Below are 17,418 nucleotides of genomic sequence, written 5' to 3' on the forward strand. Positions count from 1 at the left end.
GTCTCACGAGTCCCGCGCCTGGATCAGCGCCCCGAACAGGCTGCTCGCCCCGAGCCTGAGGGTCTTCGGGCTCACCCAGTCCGGCCCCATGATCCGGTCGGCGAGCGCCAGGTAGGCGCCCGCATCGGCGACGCTGCGCAGGCCGCCTGAAATCTTCAGGCCCGCCGCCCGGCCGCCCTCCCGGCCGCCGGCTCGAATCTCGGCCAGCATCGCCTCGGCGGCCTCCGGGGTCGCCGAGACCGGGCTCTTGCCCGTGGAGGTCTTGAGGAAGTCGGCCCCCGCCTCCAGCGCCAGCCGCCCGGCGCGCCGGATGACGTCGGGATCGGCGAGTTCGCCGGTCTCGAGGATCACCTTCAGCACGGCGGCCCCGCAGGTGTCGCGCACCGCCTCGACCATGTCGCGGGCGGTGGCGGCGTCGCCGCGCAGGAACGCGCGATAGGGCAGGACCAGGTCGATCTCGTCGGCACCGTCGCGCAGGGCCTCGGCGGTGTCGTCGGTCGCCCGGGCGCAATCCTCGCCGCCGGCCGGGAAGTTGATCACCGTGGCGACCCGGATGCCGCTGCCCTCGAGCGCCCGCGCGCCCTGCGCCACGAAATGCGGCCAGACGCAGATCGCCGCGACGCCGCCCGCGCGCGCATCCCGGCAGAGCGCGTCGATCTTCGGCTCGGTGCAGGTCTCGGTCAGGTCCGTGAGATCGAGGAGCGGCAGCGCCCGGCGGGCGACCGCACCGGCATCCGGGTCATCCATGGTCGGTCTCCTGGGCCGGCAGGCCTGCGGCGAAGGCCCGGACCAGGCGGCCGAGATCCGCGGCGGCCCGGGCCGCCACCGCCTTGGTCTCGGCGTGATGGGGCGCGCCCCCGGCGATCCCGGCGGCGAGGTTGGTCACCACCGACACGGCCGCCACCGGCAGGCCGAGGAAGCGGGCGAGGATCACTTCGGGCACGGTGGACATGCCCACGAGGTCGGCTCCGAGGATGCCGGCCATCCGGACCTCGGCCGGGGTCTCGAAGCTCGGGCCGGAGAACCACGCGTAGACGCCCTCACCGAGGGGCACGCCGCAGGCCCCCGCCGCGGCCCGGAGGCGCACGCGCAGGTCCGGATCGTAGGCGTCGGTCATCGGCACGAAGCGGGCGTCGCTCGCCTCGCCGATCAGCGGGTTCAGGCCCGACAGGTTGATGTGGTCGGCGAGCAGGACCAGGCTGCCCGGGCCGGTCTCCGGCCGCAGGGACCCGGAGGCGTTGGTCAGCAGCAGGCGCCGCGCCCCGAGGCCGGCGGCGCAGGCGAGCGGAACCCGCATCGCCGCCGCCTCGCCCCGCTCGTAGGCATGGGCCCGGCCCTCGAACACCAGCACCGGCCGCCCGGCGAGGCGCCCGCGATGCAGCCGGCCGCCATGGCCGCTGACGCCGGCCCCGGGGAAACCCGGGATCGCCGCGTAATCCAGCGCGTGCGCGTCCGCCAGCTCGGCCGCGATCCCGCCGAGCCCGGTGCCGGTGACGATCGCGCAGGCGTAGCCGCCGCCGAAGCCGGCGGCCCGGAGGGTGGCGAGGGCGGCGGCGTCAGTCACCCAGCGTCTCCGGCCCGAACGATTCGGGCAGCAACTCTTCCAGCGTGAAGGTTTTCGCGACGCGCTCCGGCCCGGCGGCGTGGATCGGCGTGTCCGGTCCGGCGAATTCGCGGATGCGCTGGCGGCAGGCGCCGCAGGGCGTCACCAGGCCCGCGCCGTCGCCGCAGACCAGGATCGCGGCGATGCGCCGGCCGCCGCCCGCGATCATCGCGGCGATCGCCCCGGCCTCCGCGCAGGTTCCGACCGGGTAGGCCGCGTTCTCGACGTTGCAGCCGGCATGGATCGCACCGCGCTCGTCGCGCAGCGCCGCCCCGACCCGGAACCGGGAATAGGGCGCGTGCGCCCGCGCGCGCACCGCCCGGGCGGCCTCGAACAGGGCTGTCAGCCCCTCATCCCGTTGCGCTGAATCGGCGGCCTGCATGGCCGATCTTTGGCACCCGGCGGGGCGGCCTGTCGAGGGGCGGAGCAATGGCAGAGGGCATAGTGCGGTGCCAACGAGAGCGGCTGTTTTCAGTGTGCGGGCTACTCGGATGCGTTGAAAATCCGGATCCCTTATTCCGGGGCGCCGAAGGCGAGCCCGCAACGCCGGGGGCCCACACGTTCCGATCGCAGCCGCATCCATACCATGGCCGCAGAAGCCGCAAGTCCCCTCTCCCGTGCGGGAGAGGGTTGGGGTGAGGGATGCGCCCTATCCGGACAAACCTGTCCCCTCACCCTGTCCCTCTCCCGCACGGGAGAGGGGACCCGCGCGTCATCCTGTGCCCAAGTGTCCCGGCCCGAAGTGTGAATCCGGCAGCCCGTGCGGCAGAGGGTGCGCGGAGCGACCTGTAACTGCGCCTGCGCCTCAAACCTGTGCAGGGCCGTCGTTGGGAATGACGTGGCGAATGTTCGGCCGTCCCCGAAAATCCCTCAGCGCGTCGCCGCGCCCGCCCCCAGCATCCCGGCGGCCTGGCGCAGGACCGCGTCGTCCTGCGGGCCGCTCAGCGCGTAGGCGGTGTCGCCGGCATTCCAGGACAGGAGCGTGCCGTCGTCCGAGCCGGTGAGCGCCGCCGGGCCGCCGCGCAGGCCGCGGGTGGCGAACAGCGAGGCCTCGCCCATCGAACCGGCCTCGAAGGCGATCTCGATGCCCGTGCCGTGGCGGCCGGGGAAGATCTGGATGTCGCGCACCTGCCAGCCCGCCGGGAGCGGCGGCAGGTCGATGCCGGTGACCGATTGGAGGCGGGCCCGGTCGTAGACCGGGTGCTCGCCCTGGCTGGAGATGCTCTTGCGCAGCTGCGCCACGGCGCGGGCCTGGCGGGCGTCGGCGATCAGGGCCGGATCGGGGGTCGCGGCCAGGGTGTCGGGCACGCCGAACCGGCCGATCTCGTCGTGGGCGAGCCAGCCCGCGCCGACCAGGACCACGATGGCGGCGGCGCGCTTGAGCCGCGCGCCGACCCGGCGCCAGCGCTGGTTGCGGTCGAAGCGGCGGGCCAGGACGAGGGTGCGGTCGGGCCCCGGCCCGGGCATGCGCCCGAAGGCGGCCCTGAGGGCGTCGCGGTCGTGCAGGTCGGCCATCACCTGGGCGGCGGCCCCGGGATGGGCGGCCAGGTGCGCCTCGACGTCGAGACGGCGCATCGGGTCGATCTGCCCGTCGACGAAAGCGATGAGGTCGTCGTCTGTTATCGGATCCATCATCGGTGAAGTCCTCGGTTCCAGCGTGCCGCCGGGGCGGATCCGCCGGTCGTCATCGTCTCTGTTCCGGCCCTGCGCGGCCGGTCCGGGTCGAATGCCTCAGGCATCTCCGGCGGCGCGCTTCATCGGCGGCCGGTCCCGGGTCTGGTCGGAGGCGACGAGGCGCAGGCCCGGGAAGGTGCCGCGCCGGACATCCGGCCGGTTCGTTTCGGGCTCGGCCTCGGTCGTGCCCCGGGCGCCGTCCTCGAAGGCGCGCAACGCCGCCCGGCCGCGGCCGAGGCGGGACATCAGCGTGCCGATCGGGATCCCCAGCACCGCGGCGGCGTCGGCGTAGGCCATGCCCTCCAGGGTCACGAGGTGCAGGGCGGCGCGCTGCTCCTCCGGCAGGGTCAGGAAGGCCTGCCGGATCTGGGCGAGGCGGACCCGGCCCTCCTGGGCGGGGGGCGCCATGTCCTCGCTCATCCGCACGAGTGCGTCGGCGTGCCGCGCCTCGACCTGGCGGCGGCGCTGCTCGTCGATGAAGGCGTTGTGCAGCACCGTCATCATCCAGGTGCGCAGGTTGGTGTTGGGGCGCAGGGACCCCTGCATCTCCAGGGCGCGCACCAGGGTATCGTGCACGAGGTCGTCCGCCCGCAGCGCGTCGCGGGTCAGCGAACGGGCGTAGCGCCGCAGGGGCACCAGCAGATCGACGATGTCCGGATGCTTGAGCTTGTCTGACGCCATAGGGTGTGAACGCGGGGTCCCGGGCGTTTAATCCCGGGCGCCGATCACGCCTGATCGAGGGTGGCGGCGATGCCCGAGACGAGGCGCGGGTCGGTGGGCTCCACCTGGGTGGCGAAGGCGGCGGCCAAGGAGCCGTCCCGGGCGATCAGGTACTTGTGGAAGTTCCAGCGCGGGGTCTCGCCCGGCCGCTCCGCCGCCGCCCATTGGTAGAACGGGTGGGCGCCCGGCATCTTCACCCGGGTCTTGGCGGTCAGCGGGAAGGTCACGCCGTGATTCTTCCGCGCGGCCTCCGCGATGGCCGGCCCGTCGAGCGGCTCCTGGTTGCCGAAATCCGGCGACGGCACGCCGATCACCGTGAGGCCCCGGTCGCCGAAGCGGGTCCACAGGGTCTGGAGCCCGGCGAGCTGGCCGGCATAGCCGCAGGCCGTGGCGGTGTTGACCACCAGGATCGGCCGCCCGGCATAGGCCGAGAGCGGCATGGCGCCGCCCTCCGGATGCTCGAAGGCGAAGTCGCCCGCCCGCCCGGACGGCGCGGCCCGGGCGGCGCCGGCAAACCCGGCGCCCAGCAGGATCAGGGCCTCGCGGCGCAACATCGTCATGGCGGCCTCGCACGGTCACGGGCACTCGCACGCCCACACGGAACCTAGCGCGCGTCGGGCAGATCCCAACAACCGGGATCCCGAAGGGCCTGCGGCCCTTTGGCGGGGTTCCGGGGCGCGCAGCCCCGCGCTTCGCTTACGCCGCTCGCACCGTGTCGAGGAAGCGATGGACCTCCGCGTCGAGACGCTCGGCCTGGACCGAGAGTTCGGAGGCCGAGCCGAGCACCTGCACGGCGGCGGCTCCGGCGCCCTCGGCGGCGCTGGCGACCCCGGCGATGTTGGCCGTGACCTCGCCCGCCCCGGTCGCGGCCTGGCCGACGTTCCGGACGATCTCCTGGGTGGCCGAGCCCTGCTCCTCGATCGCGGCGGCGATTCCGGTGGACAGCCCGCTCATCTCGGTGATGCGGCCGACGATGATCCCGATCGCGTCCACCGTCTCCCCGGTCCAGGACTGGATCTCGCCGATCTGCCGGGCGATCTCGCCGGTGGCCTTGGCGGTCTGGCCGGCCAGCTCCTTCACCTCCGTGGCGACCACCGCGAAGCCGCGGCCCGCCTCGCCGGCCCGGGCGGCCTCGATCGTGGCGTTGAGCGCCAGCAGGTTGGTCTGGCCGGCGATGCCGCTGATCAGATCGACCACGGCGCCGATCTTCACCGCCCCGTCGCGCAGGTTGCGCACGAGGTCGGCGGATTTCCCGGCCTCCAGCACGGCGGCGTCGGCGAGGTCGGCCGAGGCCTGCACCTGCCGGCCGATCTCGTTGACGGAGACGCCGAGTTCCTCGGCCGCCGCCGCCACGGTGTTGACGTTGGAGGCCGCCTGCTCGGCCGCCGTCGCCACATGGGTCGACTGGCTGGCGGTCTCGGCCGCCGCGGCGCTCATGGTCTCCGCGGTGGCTTTCAGGCTCGCCGCGGCGGTGGCGACGGCGCGGATGATGCCGCCGACGGCGCCCTCGAAGCTGGCGGCCAGATCGCGCATCGCCGTCTTGCGCTGCGCCTCCTGGCCGATCCGGGCCTGGGCGGCCTCCGCCTCCAGGACCTTCGTCCGAGCGAGCCCGTCCCGGAACACCTGCACGGCGCCGGCCATGGCGCCGATCTCGTCGCGGCGCCCGACGCCGGGGATCTCCACGGAGAGGTCGTCGGCGGCGAGCCGGGTCATGGCCTGGGCCATCCGGTTGATCGGCTTGCCGATGCCGTGATGTAGGAGCAGGGACCCGATCAGGGCGGTGACCACCACCGCGCCGAGGCCGATCAGGTTGGCCATCCGCGCCGCCGAGACGGCCGCCGCCGAGGCGGCGCTCCGGTCCTTCAGCAGATCCTGCTCGACCTGCGCGATCTCGGCCGCCTTGGCGCGCACGGCATCCATCGCCGCCTTGCCGACGCCCGAGCCTTCGAGCCGGCGCGCGTCCTCCCGGGTCGCCGGGTCCTTCATCAGGGCGAGTTCGCGGTCCGCCACCGCGTCGCTCCAGCGCTCGGCCAGGGCCTTCAGCTCCAGGAGGCGCCGGGGCTGCGTGGGATTGTTGGCGGTGAGCTTGCGCGCCGCGTCCCAGGACGCCGCGAAGGCCTTCCGCCCGGCCTGCTCGGGCTCGAGGAAGAGCGGCTCGGCGGAGATCAGGTACCCCCGCAGGGCAGTCTCCCGGTCGATCATGGCGACCACCATCCGGTCGACCTCGGCCAGCACCTCGTGGGTGTGCACGGTCCAGGCCTCGGTGTCCTCGATCAACCCGATATTGCGGAGCGAGACCGCCGAGGCGCCGGCGGTGATCGCCAGCATCAGGGCCATGACCAGCGCGATCTTCACGCCGGTCCTGAGATCGATCAGACGAAAACCCATGGCCCGTCCTTCGGGGAAGAATCACCGGGCCCGATCGGCCCGCGGTCGACGCGCCGGGATACAACATCTCCGTGAAATATCTCTTACGCCGCGACTTTTTTGATTAAAAAGCGATACTTAGCCAGTTAATACACCCTCCAGATTGAAATATATTCAGTCGCACCGCGTCCAATCATCTTGATATGACTTCGCACAGAGCCGGGGGCAATACGGGTATTGCGCCATGCCATCCGCGATCGACCAGTCTTGCCCCAGCTATTGATACGCGTCCCGCAGGTTCAGGGTGCAGGCGTGGCCGATGGTCCCGTAGGTCTCGGCGAGCCAGGTCCGGGCGGCGCCGCGGCCCTTGTCGCGCAGGCGCTTGAACACGGTCCAGCGGGCGTCGAGCTTGGAGGCGGCGTTGTAATCCTCCAGCGCGTCGGTCCCGTCGATCCGGTGTACCAGGACCCGCTGGTAGCCGCCCTGGCCCAGGGTGCCGTCCTCGATCAGGCCGTCGAGGAAGTCGATCGCCCGCAATTCCCGCATCAGGTTGGCGTTGAAGGTGATCTCGTTGAGCCGGTCGCGGATCTCGTTCTCCGTGCGTGGGGTCTCGCGCCGCTCGACCGGGTTGATCTGGACCAGCACGATGTCCCGGGTCCGGGCGCCCCGGTGCAGCGGGTAGAGCGGCGGGTTGCCGAGGTAGCCGCCGTCCCAATAGGGCACGCCGTCAATCTCCACCGCCTGGAACACCGTCGGCAGGCAGGCCGAGGCCATCAGGTGATCGACGGTCAGGCGCTCGCGCTCGAACACCGCGAGCTTGCCGGTCCAGACATTGGTGGCCGAGACGAACAGGCCGGCGGTCTCGGACTCCCGCAGGCGCTCGAAGTCCACCTGCGCGGCCAGCGCCTTGCGCAGCGGGTTGATGTTGAGCGGGTTCGACACGTAGGGGCTGGGCGAGAGCATCTTGGACCAGAACTCGGCCACCGGGTTGCCCTTCCACAGGCTGAACAGCCCGCTGACGAAGTTGCGCTGGGCCGGGCCGAGGTCGCCGTCGAGGCTGACCTCGCGCCAGAACCGCTCGAGCCCCTCCCGGGCGCCGTCCGGGCCGCCCTTCAGCCAGCCGTCGACCATCACGACGGCGTTCATCGCCCCGGCGCTCGCCCCGGTCAGCGCCTCGAAGGCCAGGCGGCCGTCCTCGATCAGGGCATCGAGCACGCCCCAGGTGAAGGCGCCGTGCGCGCCCCCGCCCTGCAGGGCCAGGGCGACCGGCTTCTCGGCCCGGGGGCCCGCCAGGATCCGGTTCGGCGAGTGGGCGGGCGTGGGCTCGATCCCGTCCGAGACAGGGATTCCGGACGAAGGGTCGGGCAAGGTTTCCGGCAAGGTTTCCGGCAAGATTTCCGGAACGACGGTCACCGGGTTGTGCGGCTCACCGCCGTGGGGATGCTCGCGCATGTCGGCCTCCAATAAGGGCTCCCTACATGGGATGGTGCACTGCAACATCAACCATCCCGGGGGCTGGCGGCGCGGTGACGGGCGGCGCGCGGCGCGCGATTCCGGCAACAGGGGCGGACGAAAACCGGTGTCGGCCGCGCGGCAAACTCGACATCCGCATCCGGATACGACATGACAACCGCGATGCTGTCATGCGTGGCGTCTGCTTGACGCCGCGCGGCGTCGTCCGCAGCTAACCGCGGTCGGCCCGCAGCCCCGAAGCTCCGGCGAGGCGCGCGCCGCGAGATGCCCGGCCAGCCCGTTTCAGGGCTCCGGCGCTCCGCACAGTGCGCGCCCGCGAAGGTCCACGATGGAAGTCATGGAAGCCATCCGCTCCGAAAATCCCGCCGCGACCGCCCTGACCAGCGGGGGTCCGGAGATCGCCGGCCCAGCGCCGCGCCACCGCACGGTGGGCGTCACGGTCGGCGAGGGCGAAGGCGCGGTCACGGTCGGCGGCGGCGCCCCGATCGTCGTGCAGTCGATGACCAACACCGACACCGCCGACATCGACGGCACGGTAGCGCAGGTCGCCCAGCTCGCCCGGGTCGGCTCGGAGCTGGTCCGCATCACCGTCGACCGGGACGAGGCGGCGGCCGCGGTTCCGAAGATCCGCGAGCGGCTCGACCGGATCGGCGTCCACGTGCCGCTGATCGGCGACTTCCACTATATCGGCCACAAGCTCCTGGCCGACCACCCGGCCTGCGCCGAGGCCCTGGCGAAGTACCGGATCAACCCCGGCAACGTCGGGTTCAAGGACAAGAAGGACACCCAGTTCTCCTCGATCATCGAGCAGGCGATCAAGTACGGCAAGACCGTCCGGATCGGCGCCAACTGGGGCTCGCTCGACGGCGAGCTGCTCACCCACCTGATGGACGAGAACGCCAAGCTGCCGCGGCCGATCGATGCCCGCGCGGTGATGCGCGAGGCGATGGTGCGCTCGGCGATCGGCTCGGCCGACCGGGCGGTGGAACTCGGCCTGCCGCAGAACAAGATCATCCTGTCGGCCAAGGTCTCGGCGGTGCAGGACCTGATCGCGGTCTACCGCGAGGTGGCGCGCCGCTCGGATTACGCGATCCACCTGGGCCTCACCGAGGCCGGCATGGGCTCCAAGGGCCTGGTCGCGGCCTCGGCGGCGATCGGCGTGCTGCTCCAGGAGGGGATCGGCGACACGATCCGCTACTCGCTGACCCCGGAGCCCGGCGGCGACCGGAGCGTGGAGGTCAAGGCGAGCCAGGAATTGCTGCAGACCATGGGCTTCCGCACCTTCGTGCCGATGGTCGCGGCCTGCCCGGGCTGCGGCCGCACCACCTCGACCACCTTCCAGGAGCTGGCCCGGGACATCCAGAACTGGATCGTCACCTCCATGCCGGAATGGAAGAAGACCTATCCGGGGGTCGAGGGCCTGAACGTCGCCGTGATGGGCTGCATCGTCAACGGCCCGGGCGAATCGAAGCACGCCGATATCGGCATCTCCCTGCCGGGCACCGGCGAGACCCCGACCGCCCCGGTGTTCATCGACGGCAAGAAGGCGATGACGCTGCGCGGCGCCACGCTCGCCAAGGATTTCGAGACCGTCGTGATCGAGTACATCGAGCGCCGCTTCGGCCAGCAGGGCGGCGGCACGCGCACCGCGGCCGAATAGCCGGACGCAGGTCGCGCAGGACGGCAGGATTAACCGCCGTGTCATTCCGGGGCGCCGCAGGCGAGCCCGGAACCCAGAGCCGCCGACAGCGCAAGATTTTGAACTATCGGCGGTTATGGATCCCGGGCTCCGCTTCGCGGCCCCGGGATGACAAGGCGGGTGATTAGAAGTTCAGAGAACTCTTGAGTCCCAAGAGAATAAGTAAATTCCTCTGCCCCGGGTAGCCTCCCCCGCCGGCCCCGCTCCCACCGAAGCCCTGATCTTCGCACGGCCCCCGGTTCCCGGCCGCCTGAGGCCGTGATAGCAAGGCCGCACGATCCCGTGAGTGGTCGGCCTGGTGGCCGGCCCGCGTGGTTCGGCGGAGTTTTCGCGTCCTCCTGCCCGGCCCTCCGGGCCCCCATGAGCCGACCCGCGAAACGCCGGCCACGCCCGAGCCTCCGACAATCCGCATGAGCCAGACCTTCGCACCCGGCGTAGCAGCCCAGCCCGCGCCCGCGGCGTCTGACGCCGCGCCCCCGTCCGCCCCCGAGCAGGGGCCGGCCCCCGCCGGCGCCCTGGATTCCCCCGAGAAGGCCGAGACCCAGCACGGCCATGCCGGCTTCTGGACCCTGCTGGTCGGCTCGGTCGGGGTCGTCTACGGCGACATCGGCACCAGCCCGCTCTACGCCTTCCGCGAGGCGCTGGTCCCGGCCCGCACCGACGGCATCCTGCTGCCCGAGGAAGTGATCGGCACCGTATCGCTGATCCTCTGGGCGCTGTTCCTGATCGTGACGGTCAAGTACGTCCTGATCCTGCTGCGCATGGACAACAACGGCGAGGGCGGCATCCTCTCGCTGATGGCGCTGGCCCGGAAGGCGCTCGGCGGCTCCCGCATCGTGTTCATGCTCGGCCTGCTGGGCGCCTCGCTGTTCTACGGCGACGCGGTGATCACCCCGGCGATCTCGGTGCTCTCGGCCGTGGAGGGGCTGAAGCTCGTCACCCCGGCCCTGAACGACTACGTGCTGCCGATCACGGTGACGATCATCGTCGCCCTGTTCCTGGTGCAGAACCGCGGCACCGCCAAGGTCGCGGCCTTCTTCGGGCCGATGACCGTGGTGTGGTTCGTCGCCATGGCGCTCGCCGCCCTGCCGCATATCGGCCTGCACACGGAGGTGTTCCGCGCGGTCAACCCCTGGTACGCGGTGCATTACCTGCTCGGCCACGGCACCGGGGCGCTGGTGGCGCTCGGCGCGGTGTTCCTGGCGGTGACCGGCGCCGAGGCCCTGTTCGCCGATCTCGGGCATTTCGGCCGCAAGCCGATCCAGGTGGCCTGGGTCTGCCTGGTCTTCCCGGCGCTCGCCCTGAACTACCTGGGCCAGGCGGCCCTGGTGCTGGAGAAGCCCGACACCGCCGACCCGTTCTTCCAGCTCGTCCCGGCCTGGGGCCTGCTGCCGATGGTGGTGCTGGCGACGCTGGCCACCGTGGTGGCGAGCCAGGCGGTGATCACCGGCGCCTTCTCGTTGTCCCGGCAGGCGATCCAGCTCGGCCTGCTGCCGCGGCTCGAGATCCGCCACACCTCCGAATCGCATGCCGGGCAGATCTACCTGCCGCAGATCAACGGGCTGCTGATGGTCGGCGTCGTGCTGCTGGCGGTGCTGTTCAAGACCTCCTCGTCGCTCGCCTCGGCCTACGGCATCGCGGTGACCGGAACGATGCTGCTCACCGCCTCGATGACCTTCCTGGTGATCTGGCGGATGTGGGGCTGGTCGCCGGTGGCCGCCGCCCTGGTGATGCTGCCGTTCATCGTGGTCGAGTTCCTGTTCCTGCTCTCCAACCTGATCAAGGTGGTCGAGGGCGGCTACGTGCCCCTGATCCTGGCCGGCGGCCTCGTCATCCTGATGTGGACCTGGGTGCGCGGGGTCACGATCCTGTTCAACAAGACCCGCAAGACCGACGTGCCCTTGGTCGAGCTGGTCGGCATGCTGGAGAAGAGCCCGCCCCACCACGTGCGCGGCACCGCGGTGTTCCTGACGAGCGACCCCGAGATCGCCCCGGCCGCCCTGCTGCACAACCTGAAGCACAACAAGGTGCTGCACGAGAAGAACGTGATCCTCACGGTCGAGACGGTGGACACGCCGCGCTCGAAGGAGGCCGACAAGGTCCGGATCGAGCCGGTGGGTCCGCACTTCTTCAAGGTGGTGATGAAGTTCGGCTACATGGAGACGCCGAACATCCCCAAGACCCTGGTGCTGCTGCGCCGCCAGGGCTTCAAGTTCGACATCATGGCGACGTCGTTCTTCCTGTCCCGCCGCTCGATCCGCCCGGCCACCCATTCGGGCATGCCGCTCTGGCAGGACCGCATCTTCATCACGCTCGCCAAGAACGCCAACGACGCGACGGACTTCTTCCAGATCCCCACCGGGCGGGTGGTCGAGGTCGGGACGCAGGTGACGGTGTAACGCCGTCGGCTGGTGTAGATCCGCGCGAGCGATTATCTACATCGCTCTGTCGAGGGCGAACGGCCGTGCCGATCAACGTCAACAATCCCGAAGCCGATGCGCTGACGCGCCGGTTCGCCACCCTGGCGGGGGTCGGCATCACCGAGGCGATCGTCATCGCCATGCGAGAGGCGATCGCGCGCAGGCACCCGGGGGAGACGCCGCAGGCGACCGCCGCACGGCTGCGCGAGAAGCATGGAATCACCCTCAGCGAGGATGCCCGGACGCCCCTCCCGCGGGATGTCTACGACGCGATGTGGGAAAGCCGCTGATGTTCGTGGACGCCTCCGCGCTCGTCGCCCTGCTGGCGGACGAGCCGGAGGCCGGCCGGATCTCCGCCGCGCTCGCCTCGGCCAGCCGGTGTATGACCTCGCCGTCGCGGTCCTGGAAACGGTGCTGGCCCTCGCGCGGCCCGACAAGTTCGACATGACGGTCGAAGCCGTCGGGCCGATCGTCCTCGAATTCCTCGAAGCCCGAAGCATCGAGGTCTGCGATCTGCCGCCCGCCAACGAGACCACGGCGCTCGCTCTGTCGGCGGCGCATCGCTACCGGGCGGGCCGTCACGGCCTCAACCTCGGTGACTGTCTCCACTACGCCGCGGCCCGGCTCTTCGACGTGCCGATCCTCGCCACGGCGGACGAGTTTCGCAGGACCGATCTGGAGACTGTCCGCTGACGGTCCGGTGATGGATCGATCCGCCTACAAACACCCAACGGACCGATGTTCTCGGTGGGCATGCAGGCTCCGCCCGGCCATGGCGAGCGCGGCGAAGCGGCAAGGGCGTTAGGTCCGAGCCGATCGAGCGTTCGGATGCCGACGCTGATCGTCGTCGACGCAGTGCAGCGTGGCAGTACGGACCGCTTCCCTCTGACACGTTCGAAGGCGTTGTCCCTCCACGAGACACGCATGTGCGCCGCCGCACGCGGCATGTCCCCGGCGCGGACCTCCGGCGGCATGCCGCGTCCACCTTGCGTTGCACAAGTCTCCCAGGGTGGATTAGAATTCTTCCACTTCCGAACCCAGAGACCCGTTCGCCGGGTTAGCCGGCATGGGCGGACGCGTGGACCGGAGCATCGGTCGGCGCCTCCGACCCGGCTCGGACCCGAGGGGACGCCGCTCCGGCGCTGCCAGACAGGACGCATCGATGATCAAACTCACCGTGAACGGGGCTGCGCGCAGCTTCGACGGCGACCCCGACATGCCGCTGCTGTGGTACCTGCGCGACGAACTCGGGCTCACCGGCACCAAGTTCGGCTGTGGCGTGTCGCTGTGCGGCGCCTGCACGATCCATCTCGGCGGCGCGGCGACCCGCGCCTGCATCACCCCGGTCTCGGCGGCCGCCGGCCAGGAGGTCGTGACCATCGAGGGGCTGTCGCCCGACGGCAACCACCCGGTGCAGGTGGCCTGGCGCGACCTCAACGTCGCCCAGTGCGGCTACTGCCAGTGCGGCCAGATCATGCAGGCCGCAGCCCTGCTCAAGGACACGCCCAAGCCGTCCGAGCAGGACATCGACGACACGATGAGCGGCAACATCTGCCGTTGCGGCACCTATCCGCGCATCCGCGCGGCGATCCATCAGGCCGCCGGCCAGACGGCGCCCGCCGGCAAGGGAGAGCGCCTGTGATTCATGACGCCCAGATGATGGCCGAACTGGCCGCTCAACCGACCGCCAAGCCGGTCCTCGCCAATGTCAGCCGCCGCGGCATCCTCGGCGGCGCCGGCGCCCTTGTGCTCGCCCTGTCCCTGCGCGACGCCCGCGCCGACGAGGGCCAGACCGCCGAGCAGAAGGCCCAGAAATTCGGCGCCGACGGCATGCCGCACGGCTGGCGCGACGACCCGAAGGTCTTCGTGGCGATCGCTCCGGACGGCACCGTCACGGTGACCAACCACCGCTCCGACATGGGCCAGGGCGTGCGCACCTCCGTGGCGCTCACCGTCGCCGACGAGCTGGAGGCCGATTGGCCGAAGGTGAAGGTGGTCCAGGCCTGGGGCGACGAGGCGCGCTTCGGCAACCAGGACACCGACGGCTCGCGCTCGCTGCGCCACTTCTTCCAGCATTTCCGCCATGCCGGCGCCGCCGCGCGGCTGATGCTGATCGAGGCCGCGGCCAAGCAATGGGGCGTGCCGGCCTCCGAGGTGACGGCGTCCAACCACACCCTCACGCACGCCAAGTCGAAGCGCAGCCTCGGCTACGGCGCCGTGGCGCAGGCGGCCTCCGAGCTGCCGGTGCCCACGAACGTCCCGCTGAAGGACCCGAAGGATTTCCGGTACATCGGCACCGGCAAGATCGGGCTGATCGACAACTTTGACATCACCACGGGCCGGGCCGTCTACGGCCTCGACACCAAGCTCGACGGGATGCTGTACGCTGTTGTCGCCCGCCCGGCGGTCTACGGCGGCAAGGTCGCGTCCTACGACGACAGCGAGGCCAAGAAGGTCCCGGGCGTCGTCAAGATCTTCAAGATCGACGGCGGCGAGATCCCGAGCGAGTTCATGCCGCTCGGCGGCGTCGCCGTGGTCGCCAAGAACACCTGGGCCGCCCTGAAGGCGCGCGACGCGCTGAAGATCACCTGGGATGACGGTCCGAACGCCGGCTACGACACCGACGTGTTCCGCAAGGAGCTCGAGGCCGCCGCGCGCAAGCCCGGCAAGGTGGTGCGCAACCAGGGCGACGTCGACGGCGCGATGGCCAAGGCCAAGACCAAGCTCGAGGCCGAATACTTCGTGCCCCACTTGGTCCAGGCCCCGATGGAGCCCCCGGCCGCCGTGGCCCGGGTCAAGGACGGGTTCTGCGAGGCCTGGGCCTGCACCCAGGGTCCGCAGGCCGCCAACGACCGCCTGATGAAGGCGCTCAAGCTGCCCGACGACAAGGTCAAGGTGAACGTCACGCTGCTCGGCGGCGGCTTCGGGCGCAAGTCCAAGCCGGATTACGTGGTCGAGGCCGCCCTGTGCTCGCTGGCGGTGGACGGCGCGCCGGTCAAGCTCGCCTGGACCCGCGAGGACGACATCCACCACGGCTACTACCACACGATCTCGGTGGAGCGCCTGGAGGCCGGCCTCGACGACAAGGGCATGCCGGTGGCGTGGCTGCACCGCTCGGTGGCGCCGACGATCGGCTCGATCTTCGCCCCCGATCCGAAGCACGAGCTGCCGTTCGAGCTCGGGATGGGTCTGGTGAACACGCCGTTCAACCTGCCCAACGCCCGGATGGAGAACCCGGAGGCCGCCGCCCACGTCCGGATCGGCTGGTTCCGCTCGGTCTCGAACATCCCGCACGCCTTCGCGATCCAGTCCTTCGTGTCGGAGCTGGCGCATACCGCCGGCCGCGACCCGAAGGAGTACCTGCTGGACCTGATCGGCCCGGCCCGGACAATCGACCCGACCTCCATCGGCGACGTCTGGAACCACGGCGAGGACCCGAAGCTCTACCCGATCGACACCGGCCGCCTGCGCGGCGTGATCGAGGCGGCGGCCAAGGGCGCCGGCTGGGGACGGCAGATGCCCAAGGGCCGCGGCCTCGGCATCGCCGGCCACTACAGCTTCGTCACCTACACGTCGGTGGCGGCTGAGGTGGAGGTCGACGACAAGGGCCAGGTGAAGGTCCACGCCATCGACATCGCGGTCGATTGCGGGCCGCAGGTGAACCCGGAGCGCATCCGGTCGCAGATGGAGGGCGCCGTGGTCATGGGGATGGGGCTCGCCCTCACCTCCGAGATCACCTTCAAGCAGGGCCGGGCCGTGCAGAACAACTTCGACGGCTACGAGATCATCCGGATCGACGCCGCCCCGAAGGTGGTCCGCGTGCACCTGGTGCCGACCGGCTCCTACGACGGCCCGCTCGGCGGCGTCGGCGAACCCGGCGTGCCGCCGGTGGCGCCCGCCATCGCCAACGCGGTCTTCGCGGCCACCGGCCGGCGCGTGCGGCAATTGCCGATCCGCGACCAGCTCAGCGCCTGAACCGCATTCCACCGCGATGCGTTGGGGGACCGGGGACCTGATCCCCGGCCCCCCGCCATGAAAGAGTTCGACACGATGATGCGTCCCGCCGCCTTCACGGTTTCCGTCACGGTGCCCCTGGCCCTGGTCCTGATGGCGGCCCCGGTCCTCGCCTCGCCCTGCTCGGACAAGATCGACGCCCTGTCGAAGCGTGTCACCGCGGAGGCGACCGCCTCGATCTCGGCTTCCACCAGCGGCCAGGGCAACGCCGCCAAGCGCGGCGGCGAGGGCGTGACCGGCACCGAGGGCCAGCGCGCCAACGAATCCCCGCAGGCCCCCCCGGAGAAGTCGGCCCAGGCCGGCGAGGGCGCGGACGCCGCCCAGCAGGCCAAGGTCGCGTTGGACGAGGCGCGCACCGCCGATTCCAAGGGCGACGCGAAAGCCTGCGAGGCCGGCGTGGCCCGGGCCGAGGGTCAGCTGAAGAAGGCGCCCTGAGGCGTCGCCGGGCTACCGCCCTAGGGCGCTGATCGCGATCACGAATTTCCGGCGCAGCGCCCGGGAGAAATCGCCGTAGCCGGCGTCCGCCAACAGGAACGCGCCCGGGCCGCCGAGGACGTGGGCGCGGTACCAGTGCTCCAGGGTGGTCCGGTCCGTAGGGCCGGCCCCGAGCTGAGGCTCAGCGCGCCGACCATGCCCAACACCCGGAGCCGACCCGAACCCGTCCGCGCTCTCGCCATCGACGGTCCCGGCTCTCCCCGGGCGGAGGGCCGCCGCGGATCCGTTAGGGCATGCTTTCAAAGCCGGTGAAATCGGCCTTCCGGGGGATGGGGTGAAGGCGGTGCGGACACCACACGGGCATTCCCCCTCCCTTCGCGCGGGCTACCGGATGTAGCGCGGGTCCCCTCTCCCGTGCGGGAGAGGGGCGGGGTGAGGGATGCGACGTCTCCGGATGGACCTGATCCCTCACCCCAGCCCTCTCCCGCTCGGGAGAGGGGGCACGTCGCCCCTCCCGGAAGACGATGGGTGAAACATCATAGCCCGCACTCGACAGCGGACCCGCCCCTCACTCTGAGATGTGTGAGCATCAGGGTTCGATCGGGGATCGTCCGGCTCCGGCGGCGGCTTCGCTCATCTCGGAGGGGTCGATCCCCGGTCCCGGCGGCTCGGCGGCCGGGGGAAGTCGGGGCGGTACGAGATCCGCCCCGCGATGCGGCCTCAGGCGGCCGCGGCGGCGAGCGCGTGCGGGTTGCCGTTCAGGCCGGCGCAGAGATCGTCGATCTCAGCGAGGTCGAGGGCGTCTCCGGCCCGGCCCGCGATGGTGTCGATCAGGTGGTCCTGGCGGGGGTCGAACGGATGTCCCTGCATCCGGTAGAACTGGTAATAGCGCAAAGCCGCCAGGACGGTGTCACGCTCGCGGTCGGTTACGGTGAAGTGCTGCATGGGTCTTCGTCTTCCCCTTGTGGCTTCAACGAACGCCCGGGCGGGCCGCGACGCCGAACCCGAGCTTG

General features: G+C 71.1%; 17 protein-coding genes. 7 read left to right on the top strand and 10 right to left on the bottom strand.

The window, feature by feature from the left end; genetic code table 11:
• Positions 1–3: 3 nt before the first annotated feature.
• From deoC to MFF40_RS16290, 8 genes are all read right to left on the bottom strand, one after another.
• Positions 4–747 carry a deoxyribose-phosphate aldolase gene (gene deoC, locus MFF40_RS16255; protein ID WP_238261355.1) on the bottom strand — a complete coding sequence of 248 codons (744 nt, stop codon included), beginning with the start codon at positions 745–747 and terminating at the stop codon, positions 4–6.
• Positions 740–1,564, bottom strand: coding sequence for a purine-nucleoside phosphorylase (locus tag MFF40_RS16260; protein WP_238261358.1), 825 nt, complete (start codon positions 1,562–1,564; stop codon positions 740–742). Before MFF40_RS16260 ends, deoC begins: the two co-directional genes overlap by 8 nt.
• Entirely contained in the window at positions 1,557–1,985 is a 429-nt protein-coding gene (locus MFF40_RS16265; RefSeq protein WP_147857865.1) for a cytidine deaminase, read from the bottom strand. The genes MFF40_RS16260 and MFF40_RS16265 overlap by 8 nt, the downstream gene beginning before the upstream one ends.
• Before the next feature lie 488 nt (positions 1,986–2,473).
• Positions 2,474–3,238: an anti-sigma factor family protein gene (locus MFF40_RS16270; RefSeq protein ID WP_238261360.1), complete on the bottom strand. Its 765-nt coding sequence runs from the start codon at positions 3,236–3,238 to the stop codon at positions 2,474–2,476.
• Between the two features lie 96 nt (positions 3,239–3,334).
• Positions 3,335–3,958 carry a sigma-70 family RNA polymerase sigma factor gene (locus MFF40_RS16275; RefSeq protein WP_238261362.1) on the bottom strand — a complete coding sequence of 208 codons (624 nt, stop codon included), beginning with the start codon at positions 3,956–3,958 and terminating at the stop codon, positions 3,335–3,337.
• Positions 3,959–4,002: 44 nt separating this feature from the next.
• A complete protein-coding gene (locus MFF40_RS16280) occupies positions 4,003–4,557 on the bottom strand; it encodes a glutathione peroxidase (RefSeq protein ID WP_147898439.1) in 555 nt (184 codons plus the stop codon).
• Positions 4,558–4,693: 136 nt separating this feature from the next.
• Complete coding sequence (locus MFF40_RS16285) at positions 4,694–6,385, bottom strand: methyl-accepting chemotaxis protein (RefSeq protein ID WP_238261365.1); 1,692 nt, start codon at positions 6,383–6,385, stop codon at positions 4,694–4,696.
• Positions 6,386–6,640: 255 nt separating this feature from the next.
• Positions 6,641–7,816, bottom strand: coding sequence for a patatin-like phospholipase family protein (locus MFF40_RS16290; RefSeq protein WP_147856139.1), 1,176 nt, complete (start codon positions 7,814–7,816; stop codon positions 6,641–6,643).
• A 349-nt stretch (positions 7,817–8,165) separates the two neighbouring features.
• Here MFF40_RS16290 and ispG point away from each other — a divergent pair, with 349 nt between their 5' ends.
• The 7 genes from ispG (at position 8,166) to MFF40_RS16325 (ending at position 16,405) form a co-directional block, all read left to right on the top strand.
• Positions 8,166–9,497 (top strand): flavodoxin-dependent (E)-4-hydroxy-3-methylbut-2-enyl-diphosphate synthase, encoded by a 1,332-nt coding sequence (ispG, locus tag MFF40_RS16295; protein ID WP_147856138.1) that lies wholly within the window; start codon positions 8,166–8,168, stop codon positions 9,495–9,497.
• 449 nt (positions 9,498–9,946) lie between these two features.
• Entirely contained in the window at positions 9,947–11,935 is a 1,989-nt protein-coding gene (locus tag MFF40_RS16300; protein ID WP_238261366.1) for a potassium transporter Kup, read from the top strand.
• Between the two features lie 65 nt (positions 11,936–12,000).
• On the top strand, positions 12,001–12,246 hold the full coding sequence (locus tag MFF40_RS16305; protein ID WP_147899405.1) for a type II toxin-antitoxin system VapB family antitoxin: 246 nt from the start codon (positions 12,001–12,003) through the stop codon (positions 12,244–12,246).
• 88 nt (positions 12,247–12,334) lie between these two features.
• On the top strand, positions 12,335–12,649 hold the full coding sequence (locus MFF40_RS16310) for a type II toxin-antitoxin system VapC family toxin (protein ID WP_238261368.1): 315 nt from the start codon (positions 12,335–12,337) through the stop codon (positions 12,647–12,649).
• Positions 12,650–13,118: 469 nt separating this feature from the next.
• Positions 13,119–13,598 (top strand): (2Fe-2S)-binding protein, encoded by a 480-nt coding sequence (locus tag MFF40_RS16315; RefSeq protein WP_147854740.1) that lies wholly within the window; start codon positions 13,119–13,121, stop codon positions 13,596–13,598.
• Positions 13,595–15,931, top strand: a complete 2,337-nt coding sequence (locus tag MFF40_RS16320) for a xanthine dehydrogenase family protein molybdopterin-binding subunit (RefSeq protein WP_238261370.1) — start codon at positions 13,595–13,597, stop codon at positions 15,929–15,931. The genes MFF40_RS16315 and MFF40_RS16320 overlap by 4 nt, the downstream gene beginning before the upstream one ends.
• A 75-nt stretch (positions 15,932–16,006) precedes the next feature.
• The gene (locus MFF40_RS16325) at positions 16,007–16,405 is read left to right on the top strand and encodes a hypothetical protein (protein WP_238261409.1); all 399 of its coding nucleotides are present in this window, start codon (positions 16,007–16,009) and stop codon (positions 16,403–16,405) included.
• 12 nt (positions 16,406–16,417) lie between these two features.
• On the opposite strand, the gene MFF40_RS29075 is transcribed toward MFF40_RS16325, so the two are convergent.
• Together MFF40_RS29075 and MFF40_RS16335 are read right to left on the bottom strand one after the other, a co-directional pair.
• Complete coding sequence (locus MFF40_RS29075) at positions 16,418–16,708, bottom strand: DUF1194 domain-containing protein (RefSeq protein WP_378997221.1); 291 nt, start codon at positions 16,706–16,708, stop codon at positions 16,418–16,420.
• Positions 16,709–17,125: 417 nt separating this feature from the next.
• A complete protein-coding gene (locus MFF40_RS16335) occupies positions 17,126–17,350 on the bottom strand; it encodes a hypothetical protein (RefSeq protein WP_147854742.1) in 225 nt (74 codons plus the stop codon).
• Positions 17,351–17,418 lie beyond the last annotated feature (68 nt).

The organism is Methylobacterium mesophilicum (assembly GCF_022179445.1).
GTDB lineage: Bacteria > Pseudomonadota > Alphaproteobacteria > Rhizobiales > Beijerinckiaceae > Methylobacterium > Methylobacterium mesophilicum.

Coding starts and splice junctions, on each gene's coding strand:
- ispG (WP_147856138.1), top strand. CDS start 8,166: ATGGAAGTCATGGAAGCCATCCGCTCCGAAAATCCCGCCGCGACCGCC.
- MFF40_RS16265 (WP_147857865.1), bottom strand. CDS start 1,985: ATGCAGGCCGCCGATTCAGCGCAACGGGATGAGGGGCTGACAGCCCTG.
- MFF40_RS16275 (WP_238261362.1), bottom strand. CDS start 3,958: ATGGCGTCAGACAAGCTCAAGCATCCGGACATCGTCGATCTGCTGGTG.
- MFF40_RS16270 (WP_238261360.1), bottom strand. CDS start 3,238: ATGATGGATCCGATAACAGACGACGACCTCATCGCTTTCGTCGACGGG.
- MFF40_RS16300 (WP_238261366.1), top strand. CDS start 9,947: ATGAGCCAGACCTTCGCACCCGGCGTAGCAGCCCAGCCCGCGCCCGCG.
- MFF40_RS16315 (WP_147854740.1), top strand. CDS start 13,119: ATGATCAAACTCACCGTGAACGGGGCTGCGCGCAGCTTCGACGGCGAC.
- deoC (WP_238261355.1), bottom strand. CDS start 747: ATGGATGACCCGGATGCCGGTGCGGTCGCCCGCCGGGCGCTGCCGCTC.
- MFF40_RS16325 (WP_238261409.1), top strand. CDS start 16,007: ATGATGCGTCCCGCCGCCTTCACGGTTTCCGTCACGGTGCCCCTGGCC.
- MFF40_RS16280 (WP_147898439.1), bottom strand. CDS start 4,557: ATGACGATGTTGCGCCGCGAGGCCCTGATCCTGCTGGGCGCCGGGTTT.
- MFF40_RS16285 (WP_238261365.1), bottom strand. CDS start 6,385: ATGGGTTTTCGTCTGATCGATCTCAGGACCGGCGTGAAGATCGCGCTG.
- MFF40_RS16335 (WP_147854742.1), bottom strand. CDS start 17,350: ATGCAGCACTTCACCGTAACCGACCGCGAGCGTGACACCGTCCTGGCG.
- MFF40_RS16290 (WP_147856139.1), bottom strand. CDS start 7,816: ATGCGCGAGCATCCCCACGGCGGTGAGCCGCACAACCCGGTGACCGTC.